This window comes from Streptomyces sp. NPDC005648 (assembly GCF_040605395.1).
Lineage (GTDB): Bacteria > Actinomycetota > Actinomycetes > Streptomycetales > Streptomycetaceae > Streptomyces.
In genome coordinates, this window is the sequence record NZ_JBEXCS010000010.1 from 85,632 (window position 1) to 98,264 (window position 12,633).

The 12,633-nt window shown below is 67.3% G+C and carries 11 protein-coding genes; 2 read left to right on the top strand and 9 right to left on the bottom strand.

Going from position 1 to position 12,633, the window contains the following annotated elements; genetic code table 11:
* The first annotated feature begins 75 nt into the window (after positions 1-75).
* Entirely contained in the window at positions 76-1,596 is a 1,521-nt protein-coding gene (locus ABZT17_RS08405; RefSeq protein WP_356345322.1) for a protein kinase, read from the top strand.
* A 14-nt stretch (positions 1,597-1,610) separates the two neighbouring features.
* Here ABZT17_RS08405 and ABZT17_RS08410 read toward each other — a convergent pair whose 3' ends face one another.
* From ABZT17_RS08410 to ABZT17_RS08430, 5 genes are all read right to left on the bottom strand, one after another.
* Complete coding sequence (locus ABZT17_RS08410; RefSeq protein WP_356345325.1) at positions 1,611-2,348, bottom strand: type VII secretion system-associated protein; 738 nt, start codon at positions 2,346-2,348, stop codon at positions 1,611-1,613.
* A 464-nt stretch (positions 2,349-2,812) separates the two neighbouring features.
* Positions 2,813-3,814 carry a helix-turn-helix domain-containing protein gene (locus ABZT17_RS08415; RefSeq protein WP_356345327.1) on the bottom strand — a complete coding sequence of 334 codons (1,002 nt, stop codon included), beginning with the start codon at positions 3,812-3,814 and terminating at the stop codon, positions 2,813-2,815.
* A gap of 740 nt (positions 3,815-4,554) precedes the next feature.
* Positions 4,555-4,683 carry a hypothetical protein gene (locus ABZT17_RS08420; protein WP_356345329.1) on the bottom strand — a complete coding sequence of 43 codons (129 nt, stop codon included), beginning with the start codon at positions 4,681-4,683 and terminating at the stop codon, positions 4,555-4,557.
* Positions 4,684-4,977: 294 nt separating this feature from the next.
* On the bottom strand, positions 4,978-5,151 hold the full coding sequence (locus tag ABZT17_RS08425) for a hypothetical protein (RefSeq protein ID WP_356345330.1): 174 nt from the start codon (positions 5,149-5,151) through the stop codon (positions 4,978-4,980).
* A gap of 42 nt (positions 5,152-5,193) precedes the next feature.
* Positions 5,194-6,114, bottom strand: a complete 921-nt coding sequence (locus ABZT17_RS08430; protein WP_356345333.1) for a hypothetical protein — start codon at positions 6,112-6,114, stop codon at positions 5,194-5,196.
* 784 nt (positions 6,115-6,898) lie between these two features.
* Between ABZT17_RS08430 and ABZT17_RS08435 the strand changes: the two genes are divergently transcribed.
* Positions 6,899-7,687 carry a hypothetical protein gene (locus ABZT17_RS08435; RefSeq protein ID WP_356345335.1) on the top strand — a complete coding sequence of 263 codons (789 nt, stop codon included), beginning with the start codon at positions 6,899-6,901 and terminating at the stop codon, positions 7,685-7,687.
* Positions 7,688-7,797: 110 nt separating this feature from the next.
* Here the strand turns inward: ABZT17_RS08435 and ABZT17_RS08440 are convergent, their stop codons facing one another.
* From ABZT17_RS08440 to ABZT17_RS08455, 4 genes are all read right to left on the bottom strand, one after another.
* Positions 7,798-10,254 carry a caspase family protein gene (locus ABZT17_RS08440; RefSeq protein ID WP_356345337.1) on the bottom strand — a complete coding sequence of 819 codons (2,457 nt, stop codon included), beginning with the start codon at positions 10,252-10,254 and terminating at the stop codon, positions 7,798-7,800.
* On the bottom strand, positions 10,251-10,625 hold the full coding sequence (locus tag ABZT17_RS08445) for a hypothetical protein (RefSeq protein WP_356345339.1): 375 nt from the start codon (positions 10,623-10,625) through the stop codon (positions 10,251-10,253). The genes ABZT17_RS08440 and ABZT17_RS08445 overlap by 4 nt, the downstream gene beginning before the upstream one ends.
* Before the next feature lie 586 nt (positions 10,626-11,211).
* Complete coding sequence (locus ABZT17_RS08450; protein WP_356345341.1) at positions 11,212-12,198, bottom strand: aldo/keto reductase; 987 nt, start codon at positions 12,196-12,198, stop codon at positions 11,212-11,214.
* 18 nt (positions 12,199-12,216) lie between these two features.
* Entirely contained in the window at positions 12,217-12,573 is a 357-nt protein-coding gene (locus tag ABZT17_RS08455; protein ID WP_356345343.1) for an amidohydrolase family protein, read from the bottom strand.
* Positions 12,574-12,633 lie beyond the last annotated feature (60 nt).

The window sequence follows — 12,633 nt, forward strand, 5'->3', positions numbered from 1 at the left end:
CGCGCGGGCGCCGACTTCGCCGCATCCCCGAGCCGGTCAAATGTCGAACGGCGACTGCGCTGGAGTTCCGCTTTCATGTCAACACTTGTCACTGTCGGACGTCACCGCCTGCAACGCCTTTTGGGCTGCGGAGGTTTCGGCATGGTCTGGCTCGCCTACGACGACCTGCTGGACGCGCCGGTCGCGGTGAAGGTCATGGCGGAGAAGTGGGTGCATCGGTCCGACCTCCGGGAGCGTTTCTTGGACGAGGCTCGGCTGCTGCGCCAAGCAGCGTCGGACCGTGTGGTGCAAGTGCATGACATCGGTGAACTGCCTGACGGACGACCGTACTTCGTCATGACCTACGCCGACGGCGGAACACTGGCCGACCGGCTGGCCCAGGGGCCCCTGACCGTAGACGACGCGTTGCGGTTCGCGGTGCAGGCAGCACGAGGTGTGGCCGACCTGCACGCGGTCGGCATCGTGCACCGTGACATCAAGCCCTCCAACATCCTGCTCCAGACGCTGTCGGGCGGTCGTGAGCGGCTGCTGGTGGCTGATCTCGGCCTGGCCAAAAGTCTGGCGCACGCCTCGGGACTGACGCAGGGTGTGGGATCACCCGGCTACATGGCTCCCGAGCAAGTTCCCGAGGACGTCCTGGTGGATGTGGACGAGCGGGCCGACGTCTACGGCTTGGGTGTACTCACCTACGAGCTGCTGACCGGGAGCCTGCCGGCCTCGACCGCACAGCTCGACTGGCCCGGTCCGCCGCAGCCGCAGGTGCCGGCCGCAGTCCGGCGTGTGACGCGACGCGCCCTCGACCCCGAGCGCGAGCGGCGCTGGGCCGACGCCGCCGAGTTCGCCAACGCACTCGAAGCCGCCGGTACCCAGGCCATCCGAGGCCGCTTGTTCCGAACCGCCGCAGCCGGCAAGGGCGCCGGCGGACGGAGAGTGGGGGCGATTCTCGCCGGGATCGCCGTCCTCGTGACCGCGGGGTTCGCCACACACGCGGCGTTCGAAGCGGACTCCGCGGCGGACACGAAGGCCCCCGCGGCGGCCGGCAGCAGCGCGACTGCCGAGCCGTACGCGACCTCCTTGTCCTCGACGACACCGTCCCCGCAGCGAGCACGCGTCGTTCCGGCTTCGTCGGCTTCACCCACCCGGTCAGCCTCGGCGTCATTGAGCCCGTCGGCAGGTATCGGCGCCCAAGCGCCAAAGACCGCCGCGCCTTCGGGCAAGTCTGCGGATCCGCACCCGAGCGAGGTGGTGTCAGCCCCGATCGCATGGACGACGCTGACCGTGCGACACGACCAGCAACTGATGCCGGGCGAGTCCTGGCAGACCAACCGGACGACCATGACGATGCAGACCGACGGGAACCTCGTCATCTACGACGAGGACCACCACCGACGCTGGTCCTCGGGCACCTCCGGCACCGGATACCGCGCCATCATGCAGGCCGACGGCAACCTCGTCGTCTACAACAAGGACACCTTCGGTGTTTGGAGCTCCGTCACTTCAGGCCACGACGGCGCCTATCTCTATTTCGGCACCGATGGCGACGTCAGCGTGGTCTACCAGGGCACTACCCTCTGGTCGGCCGGCACCCAGCACTGATCGGACGCCGGTCCTCATGCCCCGGCGTCGCCGGAGACGCCGGCGGTCCCGGCCCGGTCCGTGAGTGCGCGGGGCGACTCGTCCATCCCGGGTATGGACACGACCTCCTCGACTGCGGTGTTCGCCTCGGCGGGTACTTCCTCGGCCGTAGTGCCTGCCTCGGCCTGAGCTTCGTCATCTTCGGTCTGCGTGGCGTCCCTGGGGGCGGTCGCGGCGGCAACCGGCGCGGGTGCATGTGTGGCGATCGCCTCGCGCAGCGGCTCGGTCTCCACGAGCATGCTGACCGCGCCGGCGGGATTGACGTAGAACCGGTGTCCCTCGGGCAACTGGGGAAGGAGATCGGCCACCGCCCGGACCTCGGCCAGCAGCCGCCCTGCGTGTCGGAGCTGTTCGGTCGAGGTGTAGACGGGGAGTACGGGGGTGCCGTCGCGGGCCACACCGGACAGGGGCGTGCCGTCGGCGGTCACCAAGAAGGCCACTTCGGCGGCTACGAGGCTGCGGTGGACGTCTTCGGCCGGGCCGTATCCGGTACGGGCGAGCTGGATCGCGGCGTCGACGGGGTCGGTGGGCTGGGGCCAGCCCAGGGCGGCGGGTGATGGGGTGTACTCCGGGTTCTCCTGCCAGTCCTGGATGGTGCCGTCCGGGCCGGAACGCCAACTGCCGACCACGGCCCAGGAGGGCGGCGGCCCCTCGCCCTGCCAGGCGGGGTCCACCTTGCGGATCCAGCCGTCGGGTGAGCTCTCGGCGGCCACGCGAAGCTCCTCCGGCGCCACGGGAACCTCGGGTTGATCTGGCTGCGCGGGCAGTTCCATGGGGTTGCTCATCGCATTCTCGCTGTCAGTGGTGCCGGTGTCGTCGGTTCTGGGTGGGGGGTGCTTCGCGCGGCGGGCGGTCGGGTTGCGGGGAATGCGGTCACCACACGCGCTTGCCGCCGTCTACCTCGGCATGCTCCGCCCCTGGGGGGTGTGCCCTCTGCCGTCTTCTTTCTCCGGCCTTTGCACAAGGGCACTGAGTTCCAGAAACCGTGTACGCGTCAGTCTGCTGCTCTCGCGCACCTCGCAACGCTCGTAACCCTCCGAAGTGCACTCGTGAGCATCCCCAAGTGTGCGTACAGACATGGAGTGCCGACCAGGGTGTGGCTCTGTCGCGGAGTGGTGTAGGACCGGTCAAGATCGGTCCTCGAGGGTTGTTGCCTGTTGACGCGGCCCGCGATCGTTCAGTTCCTGCGGGTCGCGACTTCGACTGGCCGTGAGGAGTTCTGCGCCCAGATCACGGCGAGCCATACGAGTGTGCGATCGCCGTGGCTTTGCAGATCGAGGCCGGTGACCTTCTCGATCTGTTTGATCCGGTAGCGCAGGGTGTTGCGGTGCATATGAAGAGCGGCGGTGGTCGAGGCGCTGTCGAATTGGTTCTCGGCCAGGCACGCGAGGGTCGTCGTCAGTTCGCCGTTGTCTCCGCCTGTCAGTGGGCCGAAGACGCGGCGGGTCACTGAGTTGGCGAGTTCGGGAGAGTTTGCCAGGAGCAGTTGGGGGAGGAAATCTTCGACCCGGACGCTTCCGCGCCGCTGGGACCGGGATGCGACCCCGACGAGTAGGCGCAGGTTGTCGACGGTGGTCTGCAGGCCGGTCCGTCCGGTCGGCAGGTCCTGTGCGAGGAGTAGCCGCTGGTCGGTCAGGAACGTGGACCAGTCGAATGCGGGATCGGTGAGTCCGGTGATGCGGATGTCTTCGACGAAGGCGAGTGCGCCGGCGGTGCGTAGACGGGCCGCGAGTTCGGCGCGTTCGGTGGGGGAGGACTTGTCGAGCAGGGCCACGAAGGGCACGTACGGAGGCGTCAGATCGAAGCCGAGCCGGGCGGCGCGCTCCTGGTCCTCCATGGTGATCGGCAGGCGGGCGCAGAGACGGTCGAAGAGGGTGTGCGCCCGGCGGTCGCCCTGTGCGGAGGGCAGGTCGGCCTGGTCGGCGTAGGCCTGCGTGAACACCATCGTGACCACGTCGAGGTAGCTGTCGAGGTGGTGCCATCCCGTGTCGGCCCAGTCCGCCAGGCGCCCGCGCTCTTCCTCCGTGGTCAGGCCGAGCACAGCGTCCCAGAAGGCGCGCGCACCCCGGCGATGGAGGAGCAGTCCGCCGTCGAGTGACTGTCCCGCGGCGGCCCACTCCCGCGCCCGCTCGTACACCTCCGACAGGTCGTAGGAGTTTGGGGGAGTGCCGCTCACCATCCAGCGGAGGATGAGGCGAGCGTGTCGACGCAGCGCCGTGTGAAGAACGGAGGGCTCGAAGTCGCGCGCAAAGCTCACGTATTCAGGTGATCGGCGAAGTTCGTGTTGCATTCGCTGGGCCACGGCATCGGCGTCGAGACGTTCCAGGGTGTCGCGCAACGCCGCTGCCTCCACGACAGCGCGCTCGAATCTGCTGCTCATGATGTGCGGGGGCGGACCGGAAGAGACGAGCGCGATGCCGCGCTGTTGCATTCCACGGTGCTCGGAGGGTGCTCGGTGCACGACGTGGCTCTGGTCCGGTGCCGACGTGATCCCATGATGGTTCCTTTCGTGGGCGCATCGGCCCCCAGGCCGGATACGGGGCCGATGCCGCGACGCGGACCGGCTTCCGTAAGTTGGACAGTCGGGTGCCCGTGTGGCGGAGTGTTTCCGATGTCCGTCGGTTCACGGCCAATGGTGTGTATATGACATAAGGCTGACGTTGTGTGGACGTCCGTCCATGGTGGCTCGGGCGCGGACGGCTCTGCCAATGCCTATCCGCTCCGTCCTGAAGCCGATTCGGCATCTGCCTTGTCGCTCGCGGTCACAACGAGTGTCGTACGGCGGGTGCGGAGGGTGGGCCGGGAGGCGGACCGGTTGGCCATGGGATTGTTGTCGGGTGTCATCTCGCCATCCATCGTGCGGGAGTTCGCCCGGCAGGCGCCGCAACTCGACCACGATGTTGTGAATACCACGATCAGCTACCAGGTGGGTGTTGCGCTCACCCGGCCTCCCCGGCTGGGCCGCCGCCCCGGGGCGATCTGCTCTCCGATCAGCCACCGTGCGCCGACGGCGGCGATGGGTATCTCCAGCAGGAGGACGACGCTCATGGTCGTCGCGGACAGCCGGCCGAGTACGAAGTTCAGCGAGCCAGGTGGCAGACGAGCAGCAGTTTCACGGCGCAGACGAATGAGCTGAGCGTCGAGTACAGCGGCGTGCTCAGAGAGGCGCGTGCCCGCGCGCTCGGGGCGGTGTATGCGGCTTGGGCCACGACAAGTGGAGGGTCAGCGCGCTGGTGGCGAGAAAGCCGGAGGCGATCGGTGGCCATTGTTCCCTGCGCAGCCGGCCGCGCTCGCCGCGGACGATGATCGCGGCCTCGCGGCGGCGTAACAACAGGAGCGACGTCAGATCCGCAGTTCTTCAGACCCTTTGAACCAGACGCTGCGGAAACACTGTTGGCTGTCCGCTTCCGGCAACCCCGCCGTCCATGCGTTCAGGAGTGCGGCCCGCAAGGCCTCCTTCGACTCCTCCGGTTCCATCTCGTCGTCCGGGGATGTCGTTCGCTCGTCCATGTCCATCCACACGTTGATGCGCCCTCTCCTGGCTACGAAGGCGTTGTTTCAGTGGGCCGGGTGTCTGTCGAGCCCTGGCTTGACGATCAGTCCGAGAGGTCGGTTCCATGGACCGGCGATGGTGGAAGACTCCGGCGTTTGGGACGGGCTCGCCGTCTGAGGGCCGGACGTCCTCCTTTCAAGCTCTTCCAACGTGCTCGCGTCCAGCCACGTGGGTTCCTGCCCGTCGGCGTCGTTCGCATGGCCTTCGGACTCCGGCTCTGACGGGACCATTTCGCGGAGCAGCACCAACGGCCGTAGCCCGTCCATCACCCGCAGTACTTTGAACCGAGTGCCAGGAAGGAAGATCAATTGATCCGGGGCAGACGGGTCAACGGCCTTGGTGAGACGGGCGGTCAGCGACCATACGACGAAACCGGGTCCGGTCTCATCCAGCGCAGCTGCCGATGCTGAAGCGGTCCAGAAAGCCTGCTCCGTGACGAACCGGTTCTCGCGATACCAGTCCGCCACAGGTCCGACCGTGCTTGTGCGTACGGTCGCAGGACCACGGAAGGCAGGAAGCCGACGCAGTCCCGATGCGACGCACCGGGCGAGAGACAGGAGTCCATCCACGGCCCCCTCGGACAGTGCCTCGTCGAGGTTTCGCCGCTCACTCGTCAGATACAGATGGACAGCCGCCAGGTCGGCGAGCACGCCGACATCGTTGCTGCGGATACTGCCGGCTCGTGCCGAAGACTGGGCCACCGCCGACCCTCCCACGATGGCGATCGCTTCGCGATACCGGTCTGCGTAGTCGCGCCATAACCGGAGCCGGTCCCATGCGATGCCTCGCACGCCTGGCGGGTTGATCAACGCGGAAGCACTTGGCACGGACTGCACCCGGTATCGGGTACTGCCAGATGTCCCGAACGATGACGGCGCCCAGCTTGTGCCCCGTTCACGGTCGGAGAACTCGTCGGGCATGTTCATCGCGTTCTCCTGAGGAGTGTTGGGAGATACAGGCACGCACGGGGGCGGTAACAGCACCCGAGAGGCGTGCGCTGAAAACTGCTGCCCCCTGGATGGCGGCAAGGGCGACTGTAGGAGCGGGCTCGTGGTTCAAAGCTGCTCGTTGAGCGAGTCAGGCACCGAAAGGCCCACAAGGCTTCCCGTTCGTACCGGCCCCGGGCCTGTCGGCGCAGGCGGCGCGCATCACGACCACGGGCGTGGAGCAGCAGAGCGCGGCGAGGCCGTAGAGGCATTTCCGGATCATTCTTCAGCCCTTGTGGACAGCCGTGCTATGGCACCCGCAGGAGAACACCAAGCTCTGCTACGGGCGGTGGTATTTGCTGTGCCGAGAGTCACAGGGCGGATGACCGGGCGGGCACGAAAGGGAAAGCATTGCTCCCGTTCGTGCCCGGTCGGGACTTCGCCAGCCGCAGCGCAACGCCCAGCGCCCTACGGTGGTGCGCGTTCGGTCGCTGCGTACCTCTCAAGAGCCGGGCGACGCTCCTGCAACGGCGCGGCGCGGATGCGTGGGTTCCCTGTCATGGCTCCTGCCGCGTGAAGCGTGCAGTTCCCGGTCGCGCGTAGAGCACCGAACCCAGGTCAATGTCGGACGGAGGCAAGAAGGCGATGCGGGAAAGAACGGGTACGCCTGCCCCCTCGGGTGCGGTTGCCCCATTGGCGGGCTGTACGGCCAAGGTGGAGCACTCTGCCTGTGAAAACGCTCCTTCTCGAATCCCTACGAGACGTGGCTGGCAGAGGCACTTTCATGCTCACCGCTGAAATCCGCGACACAGCCACTCGCTCACCCTCGACCGAGGAGAACGTCACCTACCCCGTGAGCGTCATTTTCTCGCTCGCGCGAGAGGAGACGGCACCCCTGCTCCGTGCCCTGCGCAGTCAGCATGTAATGCCTCCTTTGAGCCACGCGTGGGGCTCCGAACACGCTTACAGCGCCCTGCTGCAGCACGAGGCCGGCACTCCGCTCGCCGTCCTGGACGTCCCGAGTCACCGCTGGAGCGAAGGCCTCGAAGAACGCGTGCGGGTGCTCAGCAACATTTCCTCCGTGATTGTGCTCGTACCCGACCACACAGAGCCCTCGGAACTCCTGTCGGCGGGGGCCGCCAACGTCGTTCCCCGCAACACGTCCCCCAAAGAGCTTGGCAGCAGAATCGCCGCGGAACGCCGGTGGCTGGACATGAGGCAGCCCGCACGGCAGCGGGTAATGGCGGATGCGTGGGAGTACGCCCTTCTCCGTCCCCAACATCGCTCCCAGCAGGTCCTTTTCGACCTCCTTTGTTTCACGTCACGGCCGTGGTGCTGTCACGACCTGTGTCTGATGCTCGGCTCGGCAGAGGGACCGATGAGTCGCAGAGCGTTGCAGGCCAGGATGGTACGGCTCGAGGAACGCCTCCTGCCGTATGGCATGTCGGTCGACTGCACGGCCCAATGGGGGCGCACCACATACATGGGTCTCGTGGAAGTGAACCGTCCCGACTTTCCTGCCGGTGCTTTGCCGGCCGGTGATCCGTCGGCCAAGGGTCTTGAGTCAGCGTAGGGTGCTGCCTCGTACTCGGCTGGCTGATCATGCCCAGACTGCGTACGCGTCCGTGCCGGAGCGGTCACGTGATGTCGGCGCCCACCCGGCTTCGGCAAGATGACGCAGCGTCATTTCTTCTTCGGGGCTGTATAACGCAGTGTCGCCATACGGGAGTGTCGCCGGCCTGCGTAGTGCGCGATGGCCTGGTTCACTTGTTCGGGAGGGGCCTTGATCCGGTATTTCTCCAGGGTCAGGATGCACAGGCCGCCGTACCGCCGTTGGAAAGGCAGCCACAGGAACCTGGGCACGGTGGTGTCGGGACGCGGCCACAGGATCAGGGCGTGCTCCTGCGGGTCGGGGCACACCACCATACCGATGCGGTCCACGTCCCCCCATGGAATGTGCAACCAGCGCCTTCCGAGCGCGCTGAGCGTGATGCCCGACGGGCCCACATGGAAGTGCACATGCTGTCTGCCGGTCAGGAAATACGCAGGAAGACCGACGCAGAAGAGCGGAGCCAGCAGCAGGTCTGTGAGGTCGTAGGCCCATCCTGTGGCCTTCGGCCCGGCCACATTTAAGCCGATCATGAACGGGATGAACAGCGCAAAGCCGATCAGCGCGGAGAACTCCATCGGCTGTCGGCCGCGGAACGTGGCGCCGGTCCTGGGCGGTGCTGGTGCCTGGGCCGACGTGCGCAGCCATGCTTCGTCCGGCAGAGCGAGCTGCTCCCTGTCCGCGTACCGCGCCAGGGCGTCCCTGAGCCGCTGCGGGGCAAGCGTGACTTCCTGAAGCAGGCACAGGGTCAGGGCTTTGGGCGCCAGCTTCGGCAGCAGCATGTTCGTGCGGTCCGCCATGCCCTCGACGCTCCCGGTGGGCTGGATCGCCAGCAGCCCGAAAAGGCGGGCGCCGCGTGGCCAGTTGACCACTCCGATCCGTTCGATCTCCGTCCAGGCGTATGCGATCTCCAGCTCACCACGTGTCAGAGTCAGCCCGGCCGCGCCGATCACCAGCCTTACCGGCCGGATGAGTCGAGATGCGGCGAACCAGGTCGTGCCGAGGGCCAGCGCGCACATGGCCAGCGCTGTCACGTCCATGGGCCGGGCGAATGCGGCGCGCAGGAAGTTGAACCCCAGGACTGCGCCGACCAGCGCCACGGCTGCGAAGACACGGCGGTCAGAGGTGAACACTTGCTGTGGCTCAGGGCTCGGAGCCTGCTGTACTGCGATCTCCGCGCTGGGAGTCCATGCTGTCCCTGCATACTGGGCAAGTGCGGCCTCGACGGCCGACGGGCTTGTTGTGAGCCTGCGCAGTTCCGCGAAGCGGAGGGTGTCTTCGGCATCCTCCTGATGAGGACCTGGCGTGGTCCGGCTCGCCATCTGCGGGAAGACTCCCGGCATGGGCCGGACCATCAGGTCGTACCGCGGGCCGCGCAGCCGGGTCGCCGGTCTCCGCCGTACCCAGCACCGGCTGATCCGGTGCCAGGGATAGGAGAAGTGCTCTGAGCCCGAGTACTGCACCTCCACGCCGTCTGGGCTCAGCACCAGCGAATAGTCACCCGGATACTTCTTTCCCAGGGCCGAGCCCACCGCGACGATGCTTACGACTGCCAGCATCGCGATCACCTGGGTAGGTTTGGTCAGATCGAGGGTCTTGTCCTTCATGGCCCCGGTCGAGTACGCGGCCTCCAGCAAAGCAAGAGAGGCAGGGAGTCCGATGCCCCACACGCGGATCCGATGAAATATGCGGCTCGGTCTGAAACGGATTTCGCCGACTGCAGTTTCGTCGGCGGTTTCGGCGTCGTCATTCGGCGCCGGCTGGCCCGCGGCTCCGGCTTGCACGATGGCGGCTCTGTTGCGGACCAGGCCGAGTTGGTTGTACCCGTCCGAGCCCTGTTGACGCGGTACCGGGTAGCCGCGTTGATCCAGAGCCTGGGACAGAGGTCCGTATACCTCACTGAGTGTCAGCAGTTCCGGCTTGTCCGGCAGTCCGTCGCGGAGCAGGCGGATGAGTTCGCCGCTGAAGGCGGTGTAGCGCTCGCCGACAGGCGCGTACGAGGGGAAGTCGCGTGCCGAGGACGTCAGGATGTGCGTGCCCCGGATACGCAGCGTGTCGCGCGGTCTGGTCTGGACCCCCATCAGCGGGTCCAGGGCCTGGCCGCTGTTGCAGCAGTCCAGGATCAGTATCTTGTTGGGACAAGGCGAAGCCTCGAAGATCTCCCTGATCGCCTGGAACGGTATGGACGTCCACCTCAGGTCGCTCTCGTCCGTGCCGGTCAGCGCGAGGTGGAGCTCGTCCAGGTTCTCGTTGAGGACGCCGTGGCCGGAGAAGTAGACCAGCAGCGCATCGGTGGCGGTCAGAGCGGCCTCGCGGACCGCGGCGCAGACCGAGCGGGGATCTGCGGCGTCCTGGACAACGGTGCACCGCTGGAGCGGGAAACCGCCGAAGGAGTCCGAGGTGAGCAACTCCTGAAGGACCTCCAGGTTGTTGCGCACTGCGAGGAGGTCGGGCAGGTCGCTGCTGTCATACCGGGAGGTGCCGATCAGGACCGCACGGGAGCCCCGAGGGTCGGGCAGCCGGAGGGTCACGGCTGCTGTTGGTTCCGCAACGCGGTGTCCAGGAGAGACTGAGCGTCACCGGCGGAGTCCGCGGTGATCTTCACGCTTCGGCCGTCGGGGAGTGAGAGTTCCACCGTGGCCGCAGCCCGCCGGGCTTTGAGGAGCGCCGGGAGCGAGCGGACGAGAGCAGTGACAGCACCGCTGCTGCCGATGGCGACGGTGAGCAACCCGATCCCCGCCCCCATCTGCTCGTTTTCAGGCGCCTTGCGCACGAGACGCACGCGACCGCGCAACTCGGGCTCCGTGTTGAGCTGATGACGTATCCCGGCCAGATCCGCTTCACCGATGGCGGCGGCGCTGTCGGGATTGTCGTTGACCAGTTTCAGTGCCACGTCCAGCATTGCCGTCCCCCGACCGTCGGACCCCGATCATGTGGAAAACAGTGTGCAGTACGCGGCACGGCCAGGCCCAGGCTCCTGCCAACGCCGAACAGGCAGATGGCTCCGGTTCGTTCATCACGTGCACGCGAGGTGCTGGTCCCGGTTGGATCCGCCGTGCTGATGGGGTGTTCCGGAACTCACCGTCACCCGTTGCTGCTTCCCACCGACACAATCAACCGGTGACGAAGTCGATCCCGCGGTCCAGCCGGATGCCACTATCGTCCCGGCCCAAGACATCAGAACCTAGATTCAAATCGGGCCGGACGGCATCCGGAACCGACCTCCGTCGACGCCGGCAGAGTCCCCAGGATTGCCGTCCTGGAGGCCCTCATACGACCGGCACCGAGCGGAGGCAGGCGTCCCCATCGCAGCTCGACCGAGATCGAAACAGAGCCCCGTCAGAGTCGCCCACTCTTGATCCATCTGCGAAGAGGCTGGTCAGCGCCCTGATCCACTGTCCCCGGGGCAAGGTGCTCCTGTGGCCATGGGCCGGGGGCGCCCTGCCGCACACGAAGGGCGCCCTCGACGGGGGCCGACCGCTGATCCGCTACCTGTCCAGCAGAGACATGTGGTGTTCGTTGTAGCGGTCCCCCTGGACCCCGATGCGTCCCGCGAGTTCGTCGAGGTCCGACAGGTCGTCGGCGGAGAGCGGGACACGCGTGGCGCCGGTGTTCTCCTCGATGCGCGAGGTACGCCGGGTTCCGGGGATCGGCACGATCGAGGGATGCCGGGCGAGCAGCCAGGCGAGGGCCACCTGACCCGGTGTGGCGTCCCTGGCCTGCGCGAGGGCGGTGATGTGCGCGACGAGGGCCCGGTTCGCCGCCCGGTTCTCGGCCGTGAAGCGCGGGATGGTGGTGCGGACGTCGTCGGCCGCGAACGATGTCGAGGCGTCCACCGCCCCCGTCAGGAACCCCTTGCCGAGCGGGCTGAAGGGCACGAATCCGATGCCGAGTGCCGCACACGTCGGCAGGACCTCCGGCTCGGGGTCCCGGGTCCACAGCGAGTACTCGCTCTGCACCGCCGTCACCGGGTGGACCGCGTGGGCGCGCCGGATGGTCCGCGCACTGGCCTCCGACAGTCCGAAGCAGCGGACCTTGCCCTCCTGGACGAGTTCGCCCACCGTGCCCGCGACGTCCTCGACGGGCACCTCGGGGTCGACGCGATGCTGGTAGAACAGGTCGAGCCGCTCGACCCCGAGCCGTTCGAGCGAGGCGTTCGCCACTGAGCGGATCTGCTCGGGACGGCTGTTCAGCCCGACGGCCGCGCCGTTCTCGATGCGGAATCCGAACTTGGTGGCGATGACCACCTGGTCGCGCACCGGGGCCAGGGCCTCTCCGACGAGTTCCTCGTTGACGTAGGGGCCGTACACCTCCGCGGTGTCGAAGAACGTGACCCCCAGATCGACGGCCGCGCGCAGCACGGCGATCATGTCGCCGCGGTCACCGGGGTTGGGGCCGTAGCTCTGGGACATGCCCATGGCGCCGAGGCCGACGGCGGAGACCCGTAGGTCGCGTCCGAGGGTGCGCGTGTGCATGCTTCCTCCTTCAGGATGTCAGCGCGGCGGAATCCGCGGGAACAGACGCAGGGCGTTGGCCGTGGTGAGCGAACGCCATGTGGTGCCTTCGGCCGGAGGGGCGGCGGCGTCGATCGCCGTGATGTGGGCGTCCGCGAGTGGCGCCGGCGTCCAGCAGTAGTCGCTGCCGAAGAGCACGCGGTCGGGGTCGACGACGTTCAGCAGCGCGGGAACCTGGCGTGGGAAGGCCGTACCCGCCATGTCGTAGTACAGGGACCCCGGTTGCCGCACGGCGTCGTGCGGCGGCGCCTCCTGTGCAGGTACGAAGAGCCGCATGAACTCGCCGACGCGGTCGGCCAGGACCGGGATCGCGCCGCCGCAGTGCGGGACGATCACCCGGAGATTCGCGGGTCAGGACAGCCGGTGAGGTGGGGTGCAGGATCTCCTCCAACGCGC